Source organism: Streptomyces sp. NPDC089919 (assembly GCF_040684615.1).
In the GTDB taxonomy this organism is placed as follows: Bacteria; Actinomycetota; Actinomycetes; order Streptomycetales; family Streptomycetaceae; genus Streptomyces.
On sequence record NZ_JBFBGK010000001.1, the window covers coordinates 1 to 21,899 of the forward strand.

The 21,899-nt window shown below is 74.4% G+C and carries 21 protein-coding genes and 5 tRNA genes; 17 read left to right on the forward strand and 9 right to left on the reverse strand.

Annotated elements, in window-relative coordinates; genetic code table 11:
- Positions 1 to 412, forward strand: a 412-nt coding sequence (locus AB0O40_RS00005) for a sigma-70 family RNA polymerase sigma factor (protein ID WP_365033926.1), incomplete at its 5' end; no start/stop codon positions are given.
- A gap of 37 nt (positions 413 to 449) precedes the next feature.
- Positions 450 to 959 carry a GNAT family N-acetyltransferase gene (locus AB0O40_RS00010; RefSeq protein WP_365033928.1) on the forward strand — a complete coding sequence of 170 codons (510 nt, stop codon included), beginning with the start codon at positions 450 to 452 and terminating at the stop codon, positions 957 to 959.
- A gap of 74 nt (positions 960 to 1,033) precedes the next feature.
- On the opposite strand, the gene AB0O40_RS00015 is transcribed toward AB0O40_RS00010, so the two are convergent.
- A complete protein-coding gene (locus tag AB0O40_RS00015; RefSeq protein ID WP_365033929.1) occupies positions 1,034 to 1,468 on the reverse strand; it encodes a hypothetical protein in 435 nt (144 codons plus the stop codon).
- Positions 1,461 to 1,829 carry a hypothetical protein gene (locus AB0O40_RS00020; protein ID WP_365033931.1) on the reverse strand — a complete coding sequence of 123 codons (369 nt, stop codon included), beginning with the start codon at positions 1,827 to 1,829 and terminating at the stop codon, positions 1,461 to 1,463. Before AB0O40_RS00020 ends, AB0O40_RS00015 begins: the two co-directional genes overlap by 8 nt.
- Before the next feature lie 67 nt (positions 1,830 to 1,896).
- On the opposite strand from AB0O40_RS00020, the gene AB0O40_RS00025 reads away from it, so the two are divergent.
- The 9 genes from AB0O40_RS00025 to AB0O40_RS00065 all read left to right on the forward strand — a co-directional run bounded on the left by AB0O40_RS00025 (position 1,897) and on the right by AB0O40_RS00065 (position 13,847).
- Positions 1,897 to 2,544, forward strand: a complete 648-nt coding sequence (locus AB0O40_RS00025; RefSeq protein WP_365033933.1) for an HAD-IA family hydrolase — start codon at positions 1,897 to 1,899, stop codon at positions 2,542 to 2,544.
- Positions 2,545 to 2,911: 367 nt separating this feature from the next.
- Complete coding sequence (locus tag AB0O40_RS00030) at positions 2,912 to 3,973, forward strand: ATP-binding cassette domain-containing protein (protein ID WP_365033935.1); 1,062 nt, start codon at positions 2,912 to 2,914, stop codon at positions 3,971 to 3,973.
- Positions 3,970 to 4,656: a methionine ABC transporter permease gene (locus tag AB0O40_RS00035; RefSeq protein ID WP_365033937.1), complete on the forward strand. Its 687-nt coding sequence runs from the start codon at positions 3,970 to 3,972 to the stop codon at positions 4,654 to 4,656. Before AB0O40_RS00030 ends, AB0O40_RS00035 begins: the two co-directional genes overlap by 4 nt.
- A gap of 76 nt (positions 4,657 to 4,732) precedes the next feature.
- Complete coding sequence (locus AB0O40_RS00040; protein WP_365033939.1) at positions 4,733 to 5,596, forward strand: MetQ/NlpA family ABC transporter substrate-binding protein; 864 nt, start codon at positions 4,733 to 4,735, stop codon at positions 5,594 to 5,596.
- A gap of 159 nt (positions 5,597 to 5,755) precedes the next feature.
- Positions 5,756 to 6,394, forward strand: coding sequence for a GNAT family N-acetyltransferase (locus tag AB0O40_RS00045; protein WP_365033941.1), 639 nt, complete (start codon positions 5,756 to 5,758; stop codon positions 6,392 to 6,394).
- A gap of 79 nt (positions 6,395 to 6,473) precedes the next feature.
- On the forward strand, positions 6,474 to 7,679 hold the full coding sequence (gene cbiE, locus AB0O40_RS00050) for a precorrin-6y C5,15-methyltransferase (decarboxylating) subunit CbiE (protein WP_365033943.1): 1,206 nt from the start codon (positions 6,474 to 6,476) through the stop codon (positions 7,677 to 7,679).
- A 361-nt stretch (positions 7,680 to 8,040) separates the two neighbouring features.
- Positions 8,041 to 11,493, forward strand: a complete 3,453-nt coding sequence (cobT, locus tag AB0O40_RS00055) for a nicotinate-nucleotide--dimethylbenzimidazole phosphoribosyltransferase (protein WP_365033945.1) — start codon at positions 8,041 to 8,043, stop codon at positions 11,491 to 11,493.
- Positions 11,494 to 11,707: 214 nt separating this feature from the next.
- The gene (gene cobA, locus AB0O40_RS00060) at positions 11,708 to 12,937 is read left to right on the forward strand and encodes a uroporphyrinogen-III C-methyltransferase (protein ID WP_365033947.1); all 1,230 of its coding nucleotides are present in this window, start codon (positions 11,708 to 11,710) and stop codon (positions 12,935 to 12,937) included.
- A 91-nt stretch (positions 12,938 to 13,028) separates the two neighbouring features.
- Entirely contained in the window at positions 13,029 to 13,847 is an 819-nt protein-coding gene (locus AB0O40_RS00065) for an RNA methyltransferase (protein ID WP_365033948.1), read from the forward strand.
- A gap of 25 nt (positions 13,848 to 13,872) precedes the next feature.
- Here AB0O40_RS00065 and AB0O40_RS00070 read toward each other — a convergent pair whose 3' ends face one another.
- Positions 13,873 to 15,087: a protein kinase gene (locus AB0O40_RS00070; protein WP_365033950.1), complete on the reverse strand. Its 1,215-nt coding sequence runs from the start codon at positions 15,085 to 15,087 to the stop codon at positions 13,873 to 13,875.
- Between the two features lie 583 nt (positions 15,088 to 15,670).
- Between AB0O40_RS00070 and AB0O40_RS00075 the strand changes: the two genes are divergently transcribed.
- The 3 genes from AB0O40_RS00075 (at position 15,671) to AB0O40_RS00085 (ending at position 17,507) form a co-directional block, all read left to right on the forward strand.
- The gene (locus AB0O40_RS00075; RefSeq protein WP_365033952.1) at positions 15,671 to 15,853 is read left to right on the forward strand and encodes a hypothetical protein; all 183 of its coding nucleotides are present in this window, start codon (positions 15,671 to 15,673) and stop codon (positions 15,851 to 15,853) included.
- Positions 15,854 to 16,163: 310 nt separating this feature from the next.
- Positions 16,164 to 17,144 (forward strand): phosphotransferase, encoded by a 981-nt coding sequence (locus AB0O40_RS00080; RefSeq protein WP_365033954.1) that lies wholly within the window; start codon positions 16,164 to 16,166, stop codon positions 17,142 to 17,144.
- A gap of 66 nt (positions 17,145 to 17,210) precedes the next feature.
- Entirely contained in the window at positions 17,211 to 17,507 is a 297-nt protein-coding gene (locus AB0O40_RS00085; protein WP_365033956.1) for a zf-TFIIB domain-containing protein, read from the forward strand.
- A gap of 165 nt (positions 17,508 to 17,672) precedes the next feature.
- Here AB0O40_RS00085 and AB0O40_RS00090 read toward each other — a convergent pair.
- The 5 genes from AB0O40_RS00090 to AB0O40_RS00110 form a co-directional block, all read right to left on the reverse strand.
- A tRNA-Val gene (locus tag AB0O40_RS00090) sits at positions 17,673 to 17,747 on the reverse strand.
- Positions 17,748 to 17,795: 48 nt separating this feature from the next.
- Positions 17,796 to 17,867: transfer RNA gene (locus tag AB0O40_RS00095), tRNA-Val, on the reverse strand.
- 20 nt (positions 17,868 to 17,887) lie between these two features.
- Positions 17,888 to 17,959: transfer RNA gene (locus AB0O40_RS00100), tRNA-Val, on the reverse strand.
- A gap of 1 nt (position 17,960) precedes the next feature.
- A tRNA-Cys gene (locus AB0O40_RS00105) sits at positions 17,961 to 18,034 on the reverse strand.
- A gap of 40 nt (positions 18,035 to 18,074) precedes the next feature.
- Positions 18,075 to 18,147: transfer RNA gene (locus tag AB0O40_RS00110), tRNA-Gly, on the reverse strand.
- Positions 18,148 to 18,363: 216 nt separating this feature from the next.
- On the opposite strand from AB0O40_RS00110, the gene AB0O40_RS00115 reads away from it, so the two are divergent.
- Genes AB0O40_RS00115 through AB0O40_RS00125 form a run of 3 tightly spaced genes read left to right on the forward strand, consistent with a single transcriptional unit; the run spans position 18,364 to position 21,140 of the window.
- Positions 18,364 to 19,422, forward strand: coding sequence for a chorismate-binding protein (locus tag AB0O40_RS00115; protein WP_365033958.1), 1,059 nt, complete (start codon positions 18,364 to 18,366; stop codon positions 19,420 to 19,422).
- The gene (locus AB0O40_RS00120; protein WP_365033960.1) at positions 19,419 to 20,240 is read left to right on the forward strand and encodes an aminodeoxychorismate lyase; all 822 of its coding nucleotides are present in this window, start codon (positions 19,419 to 19,421) and stop codon (positions 20,238 to 20,240) included. Before AB0O40_RS00115 ends, AB0O40_RS00120 begins: the two co-directional genes overlap by 4 nt.
- Positions 20,241 to 20,300: 60 nt before the next feature.
- Positions 20,301 to 21,140, forward strand: coding sequence for a GNAT family N-acetyltransferase (locus tag AB0O40_RS00125; RefSeq protein ID WP_365033962.1), 840 nt, complete (start codon positions 20,301 to 20,303; stop codon positions 21,138 to 21,140).
- 93 nt (positions 21,141 to 21,233) lie between these two features.
- Here AB0O40_RS00125 and AB0O40_RS00130 read toward each other — a convergent pair whose 3' ends face one another.
- Entirely contained in the window at positions 21,234 to 21,752 is a 519-nt protein-coding gene (locus AB0O40_RS00130) for a DsbA family protein (RefSeq protein WP_365033963.1), read from the reverse strand.
- Positions 21,753 to 21,899 lie beyond the last annotated feature (147 nt).

Below are 21,899 nucleotides of genomic sequence, written 5' to 3' on the forward strand. Positions count from 1 at the left end.
ACCGCTCCCTCGGCCTCCGCCGCCACCTGGCGCACCGCCTCGAACTCCTCGGCGCACACGGCGGGGAAGCCGGCGGCGAAGACGACGTGGCGCGGCCCGCCGCCGCGCCCTGCGCGAGGTGCCGTACGCGGCCCAGCCCGCGGGCGGCGAGAGCGGGGGGCCGGAGGCGGCCGCGCTGGACGACGAGGCGCAGCGGGTCCTCCGGTCGGCCGTCGCCCGACTGCCGGGACGCTGCCCCGAGCTGTTACGGGCACTCCTGTCGCCCAGGGACCTCACCTACCGGGAAATCGCAGGCGAGTTGGGTATCTCACAAGGAAGTCTTGGGCCGGTTCGTTCCCGTTGCCTGGGATGTCTGCGCAGAATGCTCGCTGCAGAGGTTGCGGCTCCTGGCCTGCGGGGAAAGGAGCGGTAGACCAACGGGCCACCAGGTGAGCGGGAGGCATGCGCACATGGGCATGAGCGTGACCATCTCTGCGGCGACTGCAGAGGACGCCGAGCAGATCTTCAGACTGCAGTACCTGTGCTTCCAGAGCGAGGCCGAGCTGTACGGCAACTACCGCATCGGCCCGCTCGTGCAGTCCCTGGACTCCGTCAAGGCGGAACTCGCCGCGGACTGCGTGCTGGTGGCCCGGCTCGGCGACGAGGTGGTCGGCGCGGTCCGCGGGGTGACCGGCGAGGACGGCACGGCCCGGATCGGCAAGCTCTGCGTGCACCCCCGGATGCAGGGGCACGGGCTCGGCGCCCGGCTGCTGCGCGCGGTGGAGGAGGGCCTGGCCGGCCGCGGCGGGACGGCCCGCTTCCAGCTGTTCACCGGCCACCGCAGCGAGGGCAACCTCCGCCTGTACCGGCGGGCCGGCTACGAGCAGGTGGGCGACCGCACCGGCGAGGACGGGGTGCGCCTGCTCGTCCTGGAGAAGGACGCGGGCCTGTCGGCGGACGCCTTCACGGTCAGCGCCTGAGCGCCGCCTCCCCCGATGTGCGCGAGGACCGGGTGCCGCGGCACCCGGTCCTCGCGCGTGTGGCCCGGAGCCGGTCAGCGCTTGGCGCGCAGCCAGAGCATGCCGGTGATCGGAAGGATCACGGGGATGAAGAGGTAGCCCATCCCGAAGTCCGACCACACGGTCGCGTCGGGGAAGGCCGAGGGGCGGGCCAGCGTCCAGGCGCCCACCACCAGCACGCCGGCCAGCTCGCCCGCGCAGCAGAAGAGCGCCGCCCGGCGGGCCTTCTCCCCGCCCCTCACCAACGAGTACGTGATGAAGGCGTAGACCAGCGCCGCCACCGCCGACAGCGAGTAGGCCAGCGGGGCCCGGTCGAACTCGGTGGAGATCTGGTACAGCGAGCGGGAGACCGCGCCCACCACCATCACGCCGTAGACCCAGACCAGCACCAGGCCGGGGCCCGACACCAGCCGCTTGCCGCCCCGGCCGGACGTCTGCTGCGCCGTGGGCGCCTTGGTGGACTCAGGCACTGAAGCCTCCCCAGATGTCGGTGAGCCGTACTTCCAGCACGGTGAGGACCACCGCGGCCGCAGCGACCGTCACCGAGCCCCACTTCGTGCGCTCGGTCAGCGACAGGAGACCGGCCGCCGGGATCGCGGCCAGGGCGCCGAGCAGGTACGACACGAAGATGACCTTGCCGTCGTCCGGCTGCTCCCCGCGGACCAGGAAGACGATGCCCACCACCAGCTGGGCCAGTGCCAGCACGGTCACCACGGCCATCCCGATGAAGTGCCAGTCCTTCGTGGACTGGTCCCGGTAGGCGGCGAAACCGCACCACGCGGCGAGCGCCAGTGCGGCCGCGCCGAGGGTGAGGGTGAGGGCATCGAGCATGCAGCGAGGGTATTACGGGTCCAACGGCCCGATGCGCGGGCCCCCCGGTGCGGGGTTCCCTTGAGGGATGACCTTCACCGCACGCGCCCTGCTCTTCGACAACGACGGCACCCTCGTCTCCTCCATGGCCTCCGTGGACCGCTGCTGGCGCCGCTGGGCCGCCGAGGAAGGGCTCGGCGCCGCCGACTTCGCCCGGGTCGCCCTGCACGGCCGGCCGGCCGCCGAGATCGTCGCCGACCTGCTGCCGGCGGCCCGGGTCCCGGCGGCGCTGGCCCGGATCCACGAGCTGGAGGCGGCGGACGTGGCCGGGGGAGTGGAACTGCTGCCCGGCACGAAGGACCTGCTCGCCGCCCTGCCGGCCGGCAGCTGGGCCGTGGTCACCTCGGCCACCCGGCCGCTGGCCGAGGCCCGGCTGCGCGAGGCGGGCCTGGCCGTGCCCGAGCTGGTCGCGGCCGAGGACATCACCCGCGGCAAGCCCGACCCGGAGCCCTTCCTGCTCGCCGCCCGGCGGCTGGGGGTGGCACCGGCCGACTGCGTGGTCTTCGAGGACGCGCCGGCCGGGCTGGCGGCCGGTCGCGCCGCCGGTATGCGGACCGTGGCCTTGACCACAACCCACCCCGCCGAAGAGCTGGTCGCGGATCTGGTCGTACCGGATCTTTCGGCCGTGTCCGTGCAGGTCAAGGCCGGTGTGCTGGAGGTCGGGGCGGGGCGCTGAAAGGGCCCCTCCCGTCCGGTATGCGGCAGAAATCTGTCCGCTATTCGGACAATATTGATGGCCAGGGCGGACGCTCTGCTTTACTGGGGCCCATGACCACGACGAGCAGCCGCACCCTTGCGACCGAGGCGATGATGACGCCCGGTGCTCGTTGTATGTGTCGAATGTGCGCCTTCTGAGGGCCCCTTTCCCGCGCCTCGCGCCCCGAAGCGAGACCCCGGCGCCGCCCGTCCACCCGCTGGACCGCGCCGCCCCGCGCACGCGTCCGTTTCCGGTTCGTCCCGGTTCCGACCCGCATCGCGTCCACAGATGTTTGCCCCGTGCCCGGCACCACCCCCGCCGCGCACTCGACAGCGACGGAAATCCTGTGATCACCACATCGGGCCTCACGAAGGTCTACCAGTCCCGTGGCCGCGAGGTCACCGCCCTGGACGGCGTCGACCTGCACGTCCGCGAGGGCGAGATCTACGGAGTCATCGGCCAGAGCGGCGCCGGCAAGTCCTCCCTGATCCGCTGCGTCAACCTGCTCGAGCGCCCCACCTCCGGCACCGTCACCGTGGACGGCGTCGACCTCACCGCGCTGGCCGGCAACAGCCGCCGCGCCGGCAAGGAGCTCCGCGAGGCCCGCAGCCGCATCGGCATGGTCTTCCAGCACTTCAACCTGCTGTCCTCGCGGACCGTCGCCGCCAACGTCGAACTGCCCCTGGAAATCCTCGGCGTCTCCGGCCGCGAGCGGACCCGCAAGGCACTCGAACTCCTCGACCTCGTCGGCCTCGCCGACAAGGCCAAGGCCTACCCGGGCCAGCTCTCCGGCGGCCAGAAGCAGCGTGTCGGCATCGCCCGCGCCCTGGCCGGCGACCCCAAGGTGCTTCTCTCCGACGAGGCCACCAGCGCCCTGGACCCCGAGACCACCCGCTCGATCCTCCAGCTCCTGCGCGACCTCAACCGGCAGCTCGGCCTCACCGTCCTGCTGATCACGCACGAGATGGACGTTGTCAAGACCGTCTGCGACTCGGCCGCGCTCATGCAGAAGGGCCGGATCGTCGAGTCCGGCACCGTCGCCGAGCTGCTGGCCACCCCCGGCTCCGAACTCGCCGCCGAGCTCTTCCCGGTCAGCGGCACCGCCTCCGGCCCGGACCGGACCGTGGTGGACGTGACCTTCCACGGAGACGCCGCCACCCAGCCGGTCATCTCCCAGCTCTCCCGCACGTACAACATCGACATCTCGATCCTCGGCGCCGCCATGGACACCGTCGGCGGGCGCCAGGTCGGCCGGATGCGCATCGAGCTGCCCGGCCGCTACGAGGACAACGTCGTCCCGGTCGGCTTCCTGCGCGAACAGGGCCTCCAGGTCGACGTGGTGGACGAGGACCAGAGCGCCGCCGAGGCCGTCGACGAGGCCGAACTGATCAAGGACGGTGCCCAGTGACCTGGTCCGAAATGCAGCCCCTGCTGACCCAGGGCACCTACGACACCCTCTACATGGTGCTCTGGGCCACCGCGGTCACCGTCCTCGGCGGACTCCCGCTGGGCATCCTCCTGGTCCTCACCGACAAGGGCGGCCTGCTGCAGAACCGCCCGATCAACAAGATCGTCGGCGTGATCGTGAACATCGGCCGGTCGATGCCCTTCATCATCCTGCTGATCGCCCTGATCCCGACCACCACCTGGATCATCGGCCTGGTCACCGGCACCCCGACCTACATCGGTCCCACCGCCATGATCGTGCCGCTCTCCATCGGCGCCATCCCCTTCTTCGCCCGGCTCGTCGAGACGGCCGTCCGAGAGGTGGACGGCGGTCTGGTCGAGGCCGCCCAGGCGATGGGCGGCGGCATCCCCACCATCGTGGGGAAGGTCTACCTGCCGCAGGCCCTGCCCTCGCTGGTCTCCGCGGTCACCACCACCGTCATCGTCCTCATCGGCTACTCCTCGCTGGCCGGCGCGGTCGGCGGCGAGGGCCTGGGCAGCAAGGCCATCACCTACGGCTACCAGCGCTTCGAGAGCGGCTTCATGGTCGTCACCGTCGTCGTGCTGATCCTGCTGGTCACCGTCATCCAGCTGATCGGCGACACCGCCGTCCGGCTGCTGGCCCGCCGCGGCCGCACCGCCTAACAGACTTCCGTCCCACCAGCCCGCACTCTTTGTGCTCGGGCGACATCCAGGCACCACCTAGAAAGAGGCACTTGTCGTGCGCAAGAACATCAAGATCACCGCGGCCGTTGCGGCCACCTCCGCCCTCGCCCTGGCCCTGACCGCCTGCGGCTCCTCCTCCGACCCGGCGGCCAAGAAGGACGGCGGCAAGCCCGACACCGACGCCGCCCTCGTCGTCGGCGCCTCCCCCTCGCCGCACGCCGACATCCTGAACTTCGTCAAGGACAACCTGGCCCAGAAGGCCGGCCTCAAGCTCCAGGTCAAGGAGTTCACCGACTACGTCCTGCCGAACAAGGCCACCCAGGACGGCCAGATCGACGCGAACTACTTCCAGCACGTCCCCTACCTCGACGACTTCAACAAGAAGAACGGCACCGACGTCGTCCCGGTCGTCAACGTGCACCTGGAGCCCCTGGGCCTCTACTCCAAGAAGCACAAGGCCCTCACCGAGCTGACCTCCGGCAGCACCGTCGCGCTCCCCAACGACCCCACCAACGAGGGCCGCGCGCTCCACCTGCTCGCCGACAACGGCGTCATCGTCCTCAAGGACGGCGTCGGCGTCGCCGCCACCCTCGCCGACGTCAAGGACGCCAAGGGCCTGAAGTTCAAGGAGCTCGAGGCCGCCAGCGTGCCGCGCGCCCTCACCGACGTGGACGCCGCCGTCATCAACGGCAACTACGCCCTGGAGGCCGACCTCAAGCCCGCCAAGGACGCCCTGGTGCTGGAGAAGGGCGAGAACAACCCCTACGCCAACATCCTGGCGGTCAAGAAGGGCAACGAGAACGACCCGCGCATCCAGAAGCTGGCCAAGCTCCTGAACTCGCCCGAGGTCAAGAAGTTCATCGAGGACAAGTACGACGGCTCGGTCATCCCGGCCTTCGGCGCCCCGACCAAGGGCTGACCCGCGTCCCACCGGGCCCCGCACCCCCGAGCAGGGGGGTGCGGGGCCCGGCCATGCGCATCCCCGGGCCGATGCTGCATGCTGTGCCAAGGAGGCCCCAACCGGCCGCCCAACGGCCCGAATACGGCCCGACCACCGGTCCCTGGCATGGAGCTGCGCATGACTACCACCTTCCCGGACGTCACCATCAGCACCGACCGGCTGGTGATGCGCCCCTTCGAGGAGGCGGACGTCATGGCACTGGCCGAGATGATGAACGACGAGCTGGTCACCGCCTGGACCTCGGTACCGCACCCCTACACCGTGGCCGACGCCCGCCGGTGGGTCCGCCACCAGGCCCCCGCCGAGCGCACCGAAGGCCGCGGCATCGCCCTGGCCGTCACCGAGTTCCTGACCCAGCGCCTGGTCGGCGTGGTCCACCTGCAGAACACCAACTGGCGCTGCCGCAGCGCCGAGGTCGGCTACGTCACCGCCCCCTGGGCCCGCGGCGAGGGCTACGCCAGCGAGTCCGTCCACGCCGTCGCCCAGTGGCTCTTCCACGACCAGCGCTTCGAACGGCTCGAACTGCGCACCGCCGCCGACAACACCGCCTCCCAGCAGGTCGCCCAGAAGATCGGTTGCATCAGCGAAGGCGTCCTGCGCAACGCCTGGATAGTCCGGAGCCAGACGCCCGACGGCGGCTGGGCCGAGACCCGCACCGACCTGATCGTCTGGAGCCTGCTCCCCGAAGACCTCGACGGGCTCGACGACCAGCTCGCCGAGGCCGGCGGGTACGCCGCCCACGCCGACTGGAACTGACCCGCCCCCGCCCGTGACCGGGTAGTCTCACGGTGCCCGCGCGGTATGGACCAATGGACCCCGAAGGAGACTGACGCAGATGGCCGACCGGGTCACGGTGATCGGCTGGGACGGCTCGCCCCTCACCGCGGCCGCGAGGTCCGCGCTCAGTGCCGCCACCCTCGTGGCCGGCGCCGCCCACCACCTGGCGCTCCCCGAGATCCCCCCGGACGCCGAGCGCATCCGCCTCGGCAGCATCGGCCTCGCCGCCCGCCGGATCGCCGGCCACCGCGGCACCGCCGTGGTCCTCGCCGACGGCGACCCCGGCTTCTTCGGCGTGGTCCGCACCCTGCGCGCCCCCGAGCACGGCCTCGAGGTCGAGGTGGTCCCCGCCGTCTCCGCCGTCGCGGCCGCCTTCGCCCGCGCCGGCATGCCCTGGGACGACGCCCGCATCGTGGTCGCCCACCCCCGCACCCTGCGCCGCGCCGTGAACGTCTGCCGGGCCCACCCCAAGGTCGCCGTCCTCACCTCCCCGGGCGCCGGCCCCGCCGAGCTCGCCCTCCTCCTCGAAGGCGTCCACCGCACCTTCGTCATCTGCGAGGAACTGGGCACCGACAACGAACAGGTCACCGTCCTCACCTCCGACAAGGCCGCCGACCACGCCTGGCGCGACCCCAACGTCGTCATCGTCATCGGAGGCGGCGGCACCACCGAGGGCCACGACAGCGGCTGGCTCGCCGGCAGCCACCCCGGCGCCGTCCGCGACCGCGGCTGGGCCCGCACCGAGGAAGGCGCCACCGAGGGCGCCGGCGCCCAGCTGCGCGCCGCCCAGCTCGCCCGCCTCGGCCCCCGCACCGGCGACCTCGTCTGGGACATCGGCACCGGCACCGGCGCCCTCGCCCTGGACGCCGCCGCCTTCGGCGCCGCCGTCATCGCCATCGACACCGACCCGCGCGCCTGCGAACACGTAACGGCCGCCGCCCGCAAGCGAGGCGTACAACTCCAGGTCGTCCACGGCCGCGCCCCGCACGTCCTCGAAGCCCTCCCCGAACCGGACGTGGTCCGCATCGGCGGCGGCGGCGCCGAGGTGGTCTCCGCCTGCGCCGACCGGCGCCCCGAACGCATCGTCAGCCACGCCGCCACCCGCGACGAGGCCGAGGCGCTGGGCCGCGTCCTGACCGAGAGCGGCTACGCCGTGGAGTGCGCCCTGCTCCAGACCCTCGGCCTCGATCCCCGCACCTGGGAGGAGAGCGAGCGCTCCGTCGTCTTCCTCCTCTCCGCCGAACGCCTCGACCGCGCCCCGTGATCCGCCCGCCCGAACACGGGGGGTAGGCTGGCCGATCGTCGTACCGCACCGGCACCGCGCGGGCACGCTCCGCCAGGCAGGACGCCGGCGGCGGTGCCCGGCCCGGTCCGGACAAGGCGCCCGGGTCGGGCGCCTTTTGCAGTGCGGCGGGACCGGTAGGACGCGCGACGTGGCGCAGTCCACAGCGGGCCATGGCCGTATTGGCTGCCATGGCCGCGAACGGACGCGACAATGCTTGTTGTCGGCGGGCGTTCGTGCCGCACGGCCCACCCGCTCGTTCTTCATACGGGCGCCGGGGGTGCCGCGAGCGGGCGCCCGGCGAGCTGCCGAACGAAGCACAACCGATGGGCGAGGGGTACGCATGACTGACACCGGCCAGGTTCCGGGCGAGGGTTTCCCGGAAGACGCGGGCATGGTGGATCAGCAGGGCGGCATCCCCGCCGCGGACCCGGGGCCGACGGCTCCCGGGGCCCCGGGGGCGTACACCTACCTCGACCCGGCCGACGACGGCGCCGACGACGAGGAACTGCTGCTGATGCCCAGCGGCCCGGGCACCAGCTGGAGCGACCCGCAGGTGGTCCCGCCGAACCCGTTCGCGCCCGAGACCTTCGCCCCGGACGCCTTCGCCACCGGCACCTTCGAACCCGGCGCCTTCGAGGCCCCGGCCGCCCCGGGCCCCTTCGACGCCGCGCCCGCCGGCATCTTCGAGGCCCCCGGCCACGACTCCGGCGCCTACGAGGTCGGCTCCCACGAGGCCGGCGGCCGTGACTCCGGCGCCGTGGACCTCGGCGCCGTGCGCGCCCAGCAGGCCGCCGCCACCCCGCCGCCGGCCCGCCGCCCGCTGCACATGGGCCCGCCCGTGCCGGACGCCACCGGGGGAGTCGTACGCTCCCTCGCCGACCGGGGACCGGCCGCGCCGGCCGTCACCGCCGAGGCCCCGGCCGCCGCGCCGCAGCCCGTGCCGGTGGCCGCCGCCGCGCAGCCCGCGCCCGTCCCGCTGCGCCAGGCCGGCCCGCCCACCAGCGGCCCCGAATACCTCGACGTGCCGCGCACCGAGCACGTCGGCCTGCCCGGCCCGCACTACGGCGAGATCCCGGCGCAGGCCGGTGCCCCGTGGGGCGCCGACCCGCAGCAGCCGGCTCCGGCCGCCGCTGCCGAGCCGGTACCCGCCGCCGAGCCGGCGGCCGTCCCCGTCCCGGAGGCCGCGACCCCCGAGGCCGCCCCGGTGGCCCCTGAGGTCCCCGTGGCCCCGGTCGCACCGGCCGCCCCTGGCGTCCCCGGTGTCCCCGGTGTCCCCGGTGTCCCCGCAGAAACGGTCGTCCCCGAGCCGGCCGCCCAGCTGCCCGGCGAGGCAGCCGCCCCCGCCGGCCCCGTCCCGGCCGAGCAGCCGCCGGCCGAGCCGGCGGCCGCCGAGCCGGTCCCGCCGGTGGCCGAGCAGGCCGCGCCGCCCGTCGCCCTGGCGGCGGAGCCCCCGGCCGCCCCGCCGGCCCCGGCCGGCATGGTCCTCGCGGACGTCCTGGTCTCCGGCGCCGCCGAGCCGGCCGCCGCCGAGCCCGTCGCCCCTGCCGCCGTCGCCGTGGAGCCCGTCGCCCCCGTGGCGGCCGAGGCCCCGGCCGAGGCGCCCGTACCGGTGGCGCAGATCCCCGCGCAGCAGCCCGCCGACGAGCCGCAGCAGCCCGCGCCGGCCGCCGTCGAGCCCGCCGAGGCCGCCGAGGCCGCCCCGGCCGCTCCCGCCGTCGTGGCCGAGCCCGTCGCCCCGGTGGCCCCGGAGTCCGCCGCCCCGGCCGTGGACGCCGACGCCGCCGAGCCGCTGCCGGCGGACGCGGCCCCCTCGGAGCCCGTCGCCGCCGAGCCGGTGGCCGCCCCGGTCGCCGAGGCACCCGGCGCCGAGGCGCCGGTCGAGACCCCGGTGGCCGAGACCCCGGCCGCCGAGCCGGTCGCCCCCGAGGCCCCCGCCGCCGAGCCCGTCGTCGAGCCCGTCGTCGCGGCCCCGGAAGAGTCCGAAGCGGACCAGCCCGAGGCCGAGGCGCCCGCCGACGCCCAGGACCCGGCCGCCGAAGCCGTCGCCGAGGCCGAGCGCCCCGCGCCGGCCCCCGGCTACGCCGACGCCGAGCGCGAGGCCGTGCTGCGCGTCATGCGCGAGCGCCGCGACATCCGCAACGGCTTCCGCACCGACCCCATCCCGCACGAGGTGCTGCTGCGCGTCCTGGAAGCGGCCCACACCGCCCCCAGCGTCGGCCACTCCCAGCCCTGGGACTTCGTCGTCATCCGCTCCGCGGAGACCCGCCGCGCCATGCACGAACTGGCCACCCGGCAGCGCGAGGCCTACGCCAAGTCGCTCCCCAAGGGCCGCGCCAAGCAGTTCAAGGAACTGAAGATCGAGGCCATCCTCGACACCCCGGTGAACATCGTCGTCACCGCCGACCCCACCCGCGGCGGCCGGCACACCCTCGGCCGCCACACCCAGCCGCAGATGGCGCCCTACTCCTCCGCCCTCGCGGTGGAGAACCTCTGGCTCGCCGCCCGCGCCGAGGGCCTGGGCGTCGGCTGGGTCAGCTTCTTCGACGAGCGCGAGATGGTCCGCGCCCTCGGCCTGCCCGAGCACCTCGAAGTCGTCGCCTACCTCTGCGTCGGCTACGTCGACGAGTTCCCGGACGAGCCCGAGCTGCTGCAGGCCGGCTGGTCCAAGCGCCGCCCGCTGTCGTGGGTGGTCCACGAGGAGACCTACGGCCGCCGCGCGCTGCCCGGCGAGGAGCCGCACGACCTGCTCTCCGAGACGGTCGCCAACATCCGCCCGCTGGACGCCAAGGCACTCGGCGAGGCCTGGGACCGCCAGAAGCGGATGACCAAGCCGGCCGGCGCCCTCGGCATGCTGGAGATCATCTCCGCGCAGCTCTCCGGGCTGTCCCGGATGTGCCCGCCGCCGATCCCGGAGCCCGCGGCCGTCGCGATCTTCGCGGGCGACCACGGCGTGCACGCCCAGGGCGTCACCCCCTGGCCGCAGGAGGTGACCGGGCAGATGGTCGCCAACTTCCTCGGCGGCGGCGCGGTCTGCAACGCCTTCGCCAACCAGGTCGGCGCCGAGGTCTGCGTGATCGACGTCGGCGTGGCCAGCGAGCTGCCGGCCACCCCCGGCCTGCTGCCGCGCAAGGTCCGGCCCGGCACCGCCGACCTGGCCACCGGCCCGGCGATGACCCGCGAGGAGGCCGTCGCGGCCATCGAGGTGGGCATCGAGACCGCCCGCGACCTGGTCGCGGCCGGCAACAAGGCGCTGCTCACCGGCGAGATGGGCATCGCCAACACCACCGCCTCGGCGGCGCTGATCTCCGTCTTCACCGGGGCCGACCCGGCCGAGGTGACCGGCCGCGGCACCGGCATCAACGACGAGACGCTGGCCCGCAAGACCGAGGTCGTGCGCCGGGCCATCGAGCTGCACCAGCCGGACCCGGCCGACCCGGTCGGCGTCCTCGCCGCCATCGGCGGGCTCGAGCACGCCGCCATCGTCGGCCTGGTGCTGGGCGGGGCCTCGCTGCGCACCCCGGTGATCCTGGACGGGGTCAGCGCCGGGGCCGCGGCCCTGGTGGCCCGCGCCATCGCCCCCGAGGCGCTGGCGGCCTGCATCGCCGGTCACCGCAGCGCGGAGCCCGGCCACGTCGCGGCCCTCAACAAGCTGGGCCTGCGCCCGCTGGTCGACCTGGACCTCCGCCTCGGCGAGGGCACCGGCGCCCTGCTGGCCCTCCCGCTGGTCCAGAGCGCCGCCCGTGCCATGCACGAGGTCGCCACCTTCGACTCCGCCGGCGTCACCGAGAAGTAACCCCGGCCCCGCCACAGCCCAGGCCCCTTCCGGCCTGGGCTGCGGCACACCCGGACGACGGCCCCCGCACCCGCCCCGCGGCGCAGCCCCGGCGCAGCGGGATACGACGGCCGCCGTATCGTGGACCTGCAAGAACAGACCTGCACGACATCAGGAACCGCCGCTCCAGCGCCGCAGCGGCACCCCGCATCGCCGCCCCAGGAGCCGCACCGCCATGGCAGCACATCCCGCGTACCCCGTCGGCCTGCGCCTCACCGGCCGCCGCGTCGTCGTCATCGGCGGCGGCCAGGTCGCCCAGCGCCGTCTGCCCGCCCTCGTCGCGGCCGGCGCCGACGTGGTGCTGATCTCCCCCTCCGCCACCCCCTCGGTCGACGTGATGGCCGAGACCGGCGAGATCCGCTGGGAGCGCCGCCGCTACCAGGACGGCGACCTCAAGGACGCCTGGTACGCCCTGATCGCCACCCGCGACCGGGAGGCCAACGACCGCGCCTCCGCCGAGGCCGAGCGCGAGCGGGTCTGGTGCGTGCGCAGCGACGACGCCGACGCCGCGACCGCCTGGACCCCGGCCACCGGCCGCAGCGAGGGCGTCACGGTCGCCGTGCTGACCGGCAACGACCCGCGCCGCTCCGCCGCCGTCCGCGACGCCATCGTCGAGGGCCTGCGCGAGGGCACCCTCGCCTCGCCCGCCCACCGCCGCCCGGCCAAGTCCCCCGGCGTGGCCCTGGTCGGCGGCGGCCCCGGCGACCCGGACCTGATCACGGTCCGCGGCCGGAGGCTGCTCGCCGAGGCCGACGTGGTCATCGCCGACCGCCTGGGCCCCCGGGACCTGCTCGACGAGCTGCCCCCGCACGTCGAGGTGATCGACGCGGCGAAGATCCCGTACGGCCGCTTCATGGCCCAGGAGGCCATCAACAACGCCCTGATCGAGCACGCCAGGGCCGGCAAGTCGGTGGTCCGCCTCAAGGGCGGCGACCCGTACGTCTTCGGCCGCGGCATGGAGGAGGCCCAGGCGCTCGCCGAGGCCGGCATCCCCTGCACGGTCGTCCCCGGCATCTCCAGCTCCATCTCGGTGCCCTCCGCGGCCGGCATCCCGGTCACCCACCGGGGCGTGGCCCACGAGTTCACCGTCGTCAGCGGCCACGTCGCCCCCGAGGACCCGCGCTCGCTGGTCGACTGGGCCTCGTTGGCCAAGCTCACCGGCACGCTGGTGATCCTGATGGGCGTGGACAAGATCGGCGCCATCGCCGCCGCCCTGATCGGCCACGGCAAGGACCCCGGCACCCCGGTCGCGGTCGTCCAGGAGGGCACCACCGCCACCCAGCGCCGGGTGGACGCCACCCTGGCCACGGTCGGCGAGACCGTCCGGGCCCAGGAGGTCCGCCCGCCCGCCGTCATCGTCATCGGCGACGTGGTCGGCGTGACCGTCCCGCCGATCACCGGCTGACCCCCACCCGCCCCCGTGCCCGCGTAACCGCGGGTAACGGATCTCGTACCCGGCCGTTGGCACCACACCCAGGACAAGGCAGTATCACCCTGTGGCTGATCTCATCACCGTCGAAGACCCCGACGACCCGCGCCTGCGCGACTACACGGGCCTGACCGACGTCGAACTCCGGCGCAAGCGGGAGCCCGCCGAAGGCCTCTTCATCGCCGAGGGCGAGAAGGTCATCAGACGGGCCAAGGACGCCGGGTACGAGATGCGCTCGATGCTGCTCTCCGCCAAGTGGGTGGACGTCATGCGCGACGTCATCGACGAGCTCCCGGCCCCGGTGTACGCCGTGAGCCCGGAGCTCGCCGAGCGCGTCACCGGCTACCACGTGCACCGCGGCGCGCTCGCCTCCATGCAGCGCAAGCCGCTGCCCACCGCCGACGAACTGCTCGCCACCGCCCGCCGCGTGGTGATCATGGAGTCGGTCAACGACCACACCAACATCGGCGCTATCTTCCGCAGCGCCGCGGCCCTGGGCATGGACGCCGTGCTGCTCTCGCCGGACTGCGCCGACCCGCTCTACCGGCGCTCGGTGAAGGTCTCCATGGGCGCCGTCTTCTCGGTGCCCTACGCCCGGCTGGAGTCCTGGCCCAAGGGGCTGGAGCGGGTCCGCGAGGCCGGCTTCAAGCTGCTCGCGCTCACCCCGCACGAGAAGGCCTCCGCCATCGACGACGCGGCCCCGCACACCCTGGACCGGGTCGCCCTGATGCTCGGCGCCGAGGGCGACGGGCTCTCCACCCAGGCGCTGGTCGCCGCCGACGAATGGGTGCGGATCCCGATGGCCCACGGCGTGGACTCGCTGAACGTCGGCGCGGCCGCGGCCGTCGCCTTCTACGCGGTCGCCACCGGCCGCCCCCAGGCCTGACCAGGGACCCCGCGGGAGCGGCGGCCTAGAACTTCTGGGCCGCCGCGATCCCCAGCGCCACGATCAGCGTGACCACCACGAACACGATCAGGCGCTGCCGCAGCAGCCGGCGGTCCGGACCGGCCGGCCGGCGCCCGCCCGAGGTGGCGCGGACCTGACGGCCGTCCGTGCGCGCGCCCGTGCGCGGACCCGTCCGGGGCGCCTCCGCACCCGAGGGCCGGGCCGGGGTGCGCGGTCCCGCGGCGTGCGGCCCGGTCGCGGACCGGGTGCCCCGGGGCCCGCCCTGCTGCGGCCGCGAGCCGGTGCCCTCGGCCGCCCGCCGCTCCGTGCGCTGGCGGGCGTACTCCTCGGCGAGCCGGCCGCTGGGCCGGTCCTGCTGCTGGCCGCGCGGGGCCGGCGGCCGCGCCTCGGGCAGCCCCTGGGCCTCCCGGGCCGCGATCTCCTTGAGCCGCATCGACAGCTGGAGCGTGCTGGGCCGGTCCTCCGGGTCCTTGGCCAGGCAGGCCCGGATCAGCGGGGCCAGCGCGTCCGGCACGCCGTACAGCTGCGGCTCCTCGTGCACCACGCGGTAGAGCATCACCTCGGAACTGCCGTGCCCGAAGGGCGAGTCGGCGGTCGCCGCGTAGGCCAGCGTGGCCCCGAGCGCGAACACGTCGGTGGCGGGGGTGACCGCCGCCCCGCGCACCTGCTCGGGGGCGAGGAAGCCGGGGGAGCCCACGGCGGTGCCCACGTGGGTGAGGGTGCTGGCGCCGGTGGCCCAGGCGATCCCGAAGTCGATGATCCGCGGGCCCTTGGGGGAGAGCAGGATGTTCGAGGGCTTGAGGTCCCGGTGGACCACCCCCGCCTCGTGCACCGCCACCAGGCCCTCCGAGAGGGCGGCGCCCACCGCGGCGATCTGCGCGGCCGTCAGCGGGCCGCCCTCGTTGACCTTGTCGTGCAGCGAGGGGCCGGGGACGTACTGGGTGGCGAACCACGGGCGCTCGGCCTCCAGGTCCGCGGCCACCAGCCGGGCCGTGCAGCCGCCCCTGATCCGGCGCGCCGCGGAGACCTCCCGGGCGAACCGCGAGCGGAACTCCTGGTCCTCCGCGAGGTCCGGCCGGATCACCTTGAGCGCCACGCGCTGACCGCGCCGGTCCGAGCCCAGGTAGACCACGCCCATGCCGCCCGCACCGAGCCGGCGGTGCAGCCTGAACGAGCCGACGACACGCGGGTCCTCGCGCCGGAGCCGCATCATCGCCATGTCCACCCCGCTGCCCGGTCGTCCTGTTGACGTGGCACAGCTTACGGAGGATCCGCCACGTGTGCTCAGAGGCCGCGCCCTCGTCCGGGGATTCGATTGTCAGTACGGCGAGGGCCACTTGAGGGTCGGTCAGGAACCGCTCGTCGAACACTCGTACTCGCTGGGATGGCGATCAAATTCCCTGTAGTCATGGGGGATTGGCCCTCGAGGCCCGCGGAGCCAGGGGTCGAGGGGCGCGCGAGCCCACGGGCATAGACATGTACCGGCGCCCACCCGGGCGCGACGGCGGGCCGGACCGGCGACGGACCGGGGCCCGCCGGAAGTGATCGAAGTCACTCGACTCCGAGGTGTAATCGGCCGATCCGCCCGACCCTTCCGGGAAGACCCCCACGCGCGAGGGACCGTCTCCACCCAGGGGAGTACGTGAGGGGGAGGACCGTCATCCTCCCGTAGGCCGGGGAATGGGTACGAAGGCATGAGGACTCACACCCCGCACGCTCCTAGTCTTGAAATCAAGCGGCGGGCGAATCACTCGTCCCCCGAGGTCGGATCCCCGCCGCTGCCGACTTACAGGGAGAGGATCATGGCGTTCACGGCAGGTCGTACGTACCTCCGCAGCCAGGCGCGCAAGCCCGCCGGGCCGCGCCACCCGCTGGTGGCCGCGGCCATGGTGCTCCCCCTGGCCACCCTCCTGGTCGTGCTCTTCGGCGGCTGGGACTCGGTGGTGACCCAAGCGTCGTCCGTGGGCGTGATGCTGGGGCGCTGAGCGGCGCCCCGGGTCCGGGAGAGCGGCCCGGACCGGGACATCGAGCCCGTCAGCCCCGTGGGGACGGGGGTGCGGCGGACGGCAGTGAAAAGGGTGCTGCCCCTGCGGTCACGAGGCCGCGCGGGCAGCACCCTTTCCGCGTCCCTTCTCGCATCCCTCTTCGCGTCCCTTTTCGTGTCAGCCGGCAGCCGCCCGGTGTCCGCCACGTGGCTGGGGTCCGGCGCGGCAGCCGACCGGGATGTGGGTTCGAGCCCCGGCGGAGCGTACGATCCTGGCTGCGGCGCAGGACCGCCTGGACTTGGGGGGCAGCGTGAACGCGCGCTTCGCGGCGGAACTGGCCGCACTCGTCACCGGGGCCGCCCCGCTCGGCCGGCGCGGCGTACCCCGCCAGCACACCCTCCTCGCCGACCGCCCGGACGGCACCGTCGTGCGCACCGGCGGTGTCGTCGTCAAGGCCCACGCCCCCGGCACCGACCAGGGCGAGCTGGCCGTCCGGATCCGGCTGGCCGGCTCCCCGGCCCTGGCCGGCATCCTCCTGCCGCCGCTGGCCGTCCTGCCCGGACCGGGCGACGCGGGAGGGGCCCTCACCACCCTGCTGCGCGGCCGCGCCGTCTCCGCCTGGCCGCACGGCACCCCCGTCGACCCCGCCGCCCCCGAGGCCGCGCCCTGGGAGGACGCGGCCCGGCTGCTGGCCCGGCTGCACCGGCTGCCGGCCGCCGCCCTGCCCGAACCGCTGCCGCCCATGAGGGGCCCCGCGAAGGTGGCCCGGGCACTGTCCCGGATGGCCGCCGCCGGGCCCCGCCCCGAATCCGCCGCGGTCCTCGCCGCCGCCGCCCGGCTGCCCGCCTGGGCCCGGGGCGAGACCCCCGCCCCGCCCTCGGCCACCGTCTGCCACGGCGACCTGCACCTGGGCCAGTTGGTGCGCCACCCCGCCCCGGACGGACCCTGGCTCCTGATCGACGTGGACGACCTGGGCCTGGGGCATCCCGCCTGGGACCTGGCCCGGCCCGCCGCCTGGTACGCGGCCGGCCTGCTCGACCCCGAGGTCTGGGACCGCTTCCTCACCGCCTACCGCGACGCCGGGGGCCCAGCGGCCGGTCCGCCCGGCACCGACCCCTGGCCGGAACTGGACGTCGCCGCCCGCGCGCTGACCGTCCAGACCGCCGCCCTGGCCATCGCCAAGTCCGTGGCCGAGGACCGCGGACTCGACGAGGTGGAGCGGATGATGGCCGACGGTTGTACCCGAATCGCCACACTCCCGCCTGACTTGGAGTCCGTACTTCCGTCGTAGGGTGAGGCTCACGTCGCCGGGCAGCATTCCGGGGACGACGTCCGACGGCGAGGAGTTGAGCCGATCATGCAGTGCCCGAAGTGCCACGCGATGATGCACACCTACAACCGCAACGGGATCCAGATCGAGCAGTGCAGCGGTTGCCGCGGCATATTCCTGGACTACGGCGAGCTCGAGGCCCTGACCCGCCTGGAGTCGCAGTACGGGCAGGTCCCGCCGCCGCCCGCGCCGCCGGCCTACCCGGCCGGCCAGGCGCCCGCCTGGGGCGCTCCCCAGCACCACGGCGGCCACCACGGTGGTCACCACGGCGGCCACCACGGCCACCACAAGGGCGGCTTCGGCCGTCTGCTGTTCTCCTCCTGAGGCACCGGGCACTCCGGGCGGCGTCCACCGGGCGCCGCCCGCTGCCGTCCGGGCCCCGCCACCGCACTCCCGACGATGCTCCCGACGACGCACCGCCGCCGCCCGCGCCGAGAGCGCCCGGCAACGCGAAAGCCCCGGCCGAATCGATCGGCCGGGGCTTTCCGGTGGTGCGCGATACTGGGATTGAACCAGTGACCTCTTCCGTGTCAGGGAAGCGCTCTCCCGCTGAGCTAATCGCGCGGGGACCATCCTCCGCCGGAGCGGAGCCGCAGGTCGTGCGGTGCTGCGTGCGCGATACTGGGATTGAACCAGTGACCTCTTCCGTGTCAGGGAAGCGCTCTCCCGCTGAGCTAATCGCGCGGGGATCCTTGCGGATCAAGTGGACGATACTGGGATTGAACCAGTGACCTCTTCCGTGTCAGGGAAGCGCTCTCCCGCTGAGCTAATCGTCCTTGGAGGTGGAGACGGGATTTGAACCCGTGTAGACGGCTTTGCAGGCCGTTGCCTCGCCTCTCGGCCACTCCACCAGGAGTGTTTGCGAGGGGTCGGGAAGATCCCCCACATTCGAGCGGACGACGAGATTCGAACTCGCGACCCTCACCTTGGCAAGGTGATGCTCTACCAACTGAGCCACGTCCGCAGGTCGCCGGTGTTGCTTCCGGGGTTTTTTCCTTCGCTCCCCGGCGACGTGTTGAACTCTAGCGGATTCCCGGGCCAGCTCAAAAACGCGTTTGTGCAGCGTGCTGCCGTCCGTTCACAGCAGGCCACCGCACGGCCGCCCCGGCGACGCCCGGCCCGGCCCCCGCGGCCCCCGGCCCACCGGCGCGGCCGGGCCCGCGGCCCTAGACTCGAGGCCGTGCAGCACCTGCCACCGCTGGCCCGCTTCGGCGGCCTGCTCGCGACCGACCTGCGGGATGTGACCGGTGACCCGGCCGCGCTGGACTCGGCCGGCTTCTGGGCCGTCTCGGCGGACTTCGAGGGCCGTCTCGTGTGTGCGCGCTTCGGGGACGTCCGCCCCGACCCGGTCCCCGCCCCCGCCCCGGGCGCCTGGCGGGGCCCCGACCCCGACGACTGGACCTCCTCCCTGGACCGGGCCGGATACCTGGCCGGGGTCCGCGCCATCCGGGCCGAGATCGCCCGCGGCGGCGTCTACCAGGCCAACCTCTGCCGGGTGCTCTCCGCGCCGCTGCCCGCGCCGGCCGGGGCCGACGTGGACGCCCTGACCGCCCTGCTGGCCCGCGGCAACCCCGCCCCCTTCGCAGGAACGATCCGGCTGCCCGCCCACGGCGTGGAGATCGCCACCGCCTCCCCGGAGCTCTTCCTGCGCCGCACCGGCCGCACCGTCGAGTCGGGCCCCATCAAGGGCACCGGCCGCACCGCCGCCGACCTGCTGCCCAAGGACCACGCCGAGAACGTGATGATCGTCGACCTGGTCCGCAACGACCTCGGCCGGGTCTGCGCCACCGGCAGCGTCACCGTCCCCGAGCTGTGCGCCGTCGAGGAGCACCCGGGGCTGGTCCACCTCGTCTCCACCGTCCGCGGCGAACTCGCCGACGGCGCCGGCTGGCCCGAGCTGCTGGCCGCCGCCTTCCCGCCCGGCTCCGTCACCGGCGCCCCCAAGTCCGCCGCCCTGCGGATCATCGACGCCCTGGAGACCGCCCCCCGGGGCCCCTACTGCGGCGGCGTCGGCTGGGTCGACGCCGACCGCCGCACCGGCGAGCTGGCCGTCGGCATCCGCACCTTCTGGACCGACCGCACCGCCCCCGGCGGGCCCGTCCTGCGCTTCGGCACCGGCGCCGGCATCACCTGGGGCTCCGACCCCGACCGCGAATGGGCGGAGACCGAGCTGAAGGCCGCCCGGCTGCTCGCGGTAGCGTCGGGTACCTACCAAGGGAGTGGAGGGACCGTACGGTGAGGATCTGGCTCGACGGAGAGCTGCGGGAGGCCGAGAGCGCACGGGTGTCCGTGCTCGATCACGGACTGACCGTGGGTGACGGCATCTTCGAGACCATCAAGGCGGTGGACGGCAGGCCCTTCGCGCTCACCCGCCACCTGGACCGCATGACCCGCTCCGCGCGCGGTCTGGGCCTGCCCGACCCCGACCTCGACGAGGTCCGCCGCGCCTGCGCCGAGGTACTGGCGGCCAACCCGATGCCGCTCGGCCGGCTGCGCATCACCTACACCGGCGGCGTCTCCCCGCTCGGCTCCGACCGCGGCGAGACCGGCCCCACCCTGGTCGTCGCCCTCGGCGCCACCAGCCGCCGCCCGGACACCACCGCCGTGATCACGGTCCCCTGGGTCCGCAACGAACGCAGCGCCCTGACCGGCCTGAAGACCACCTCCTACGCGGAGAACGTCGTCGCCCTCGCCCGCGCGCACGCCGCCGGAGCGTCCGAGGCGCTGTTCGCCAACACCGTCGGACAGCTCTGCGAGGGCACCGGCTCCAACGTCTTCGTGGTCCTCGACGGCGAGCTGCACACCCCGCCCGTGCCCTCCGGCTGCCTGGCGGGCGTCACCCGCGCCCTGGTCGCCGAATGGGCCGGCGCCCGCGAGACCGATCTGCCCCTGGACGTACTGGAGCACGCCGAGGAGGTCTTCCTGACCTCCACCCTGCGCGACGTCCAGGGCGTGCACCGGGTCGACGGCCGCGAGCTGGCCGCCCCCGGCCCGGTCACGGCCAAGGCCATGCGGATCTTCGACGAGCGGGCCGCCCAGGACGCCGACCCGCGCTGAGGCCCCGGGACCGCCCCAAACCTGATGACGGGCGGCCGCGGGGCGGGTAGAACACCAGTGATGACCACCACCCTGCGGCCGTCCGGGCCGCTCCAGGAGAACGCGGACGGCTCCCGGGTCCGCGCGTACGAGGTCCGGGTCAACAGCCGCCCCGTGGGCCGGGTCGAACTGGCCACCGAGACACCCGGCGGGGCGGCCGTCGGCGTGATCCGCGGCCTGTGGATCGAGCGCCCCGACCGGCGGCGCGGCCGCGGCACGGTCGCCGCCCTGGCCGCCGAGGAGGTCCTGCGCGGCTGGCGCTGCCGCACGATACGCGCGGCCGTGGACACCGGGGCCGCCGAGGCGCTGCGGATGGCCGCCGCCCTCGGCTACACCGAGTACAGCCACAACATGGTCAAACGCCTGCCGGCCGGCGCACCCGAGCTGCCCGAGGGCGCCACCGGGCGCCCCATGACGGCGGGGGAGTACGACACCTGGCTCGCCGGGGCCGTCGGGTCGTACGCGGACTTCTGCACGGCCGGCGGGCTCACCGCCGAGCAGGCGCTGGCCCGGTCCCGGGCCGATCACGCCACGGCCCTGCCGCAGGGGCTGGACACCCCCGACACCTCCTTCACGGTCCTGGAGGTCGCCGGCGAGGCCGTGGCGCACGTCTGGGTCCGCACCGGCGTCACGATGCCCGGCGGCGCCACGTCCTACGTGTACGACGTGGCGGTCGCCGAGGAACACCGCGGCCGGGGCCACGGCCGCGCGGTGATGCTCCTCGCGGAGCGCGCCGCGCTGGCCGGCCGGTCACGGCTGCTGGGGCTCCAGGTCTACACGGACAACACCCCGGCGGTGCGGCTCTACCGGTCCCTCGGCTACCGCACCGTCCGCCACAACTTCAAGAAGGAACTGATCTAGGGCCTGTCTTCCGGATCATGCCCGGCCTGAGGCGCCTGGCACCGCGCCTCGGGCTGATCCGACCTGATCCGAAAGACAGGCCCTAGCCGCGGCTCACGCGCCCAGCAGGCGGTCGGCGATCTCCTCGATCCGGGCGCGCAGGCCGTCCTGGCTCTTGCCGCCGTCCAGGCGCTCGCCGTCGATCACGTACGTCGGCGTGCCGGTGACGCCGATGGCCTTGCCCTCGGCCTGGTCCGCGTCCACGATCAGGATGTGCCGGCCGTCGATCAGCGCGGTGTCGAACTCCTCGGCGTCCAGGCCCAGTTCCTTCGCCGTCGCCAGCAGGAAGGCCTCGCCGCGGGCGCCCAGCTCCGCCGTCCCGGCGAGCACCGCCTCGGCGTACGGCCAGCCGAGCCCCTGCTCCGCGGCCTCCTCGGCGGCCTGCGCGGCGGCGAAGGCGTGCTTGTGCTTCTCCAGGGGGAAGTGGCGCAGCCGGATGTCCATCCGGTCGCCGTACCGGGCCCGCAGCGCGCGCACGTCCTCCAGGGCGGCGTGGCAGTCGGGGCACTGGAGATCGCACCAGACGTCGAGAACGACGGGGTCGACGGCGCCGGAAGGCTGGGATTCGTTCATGCGCCCAGTCTCCCAGACCCCTCCCGAGGAGGAGACGACCCCCGAGATGTCCCGGAGATCGGCCCCCCGGGGGCTTCGCGCGTGGCCCGGGCGGACATCAACGGTGCAGGATGGAAGGACGGGCACCGCCCCCGGCGGTGCCGCGCA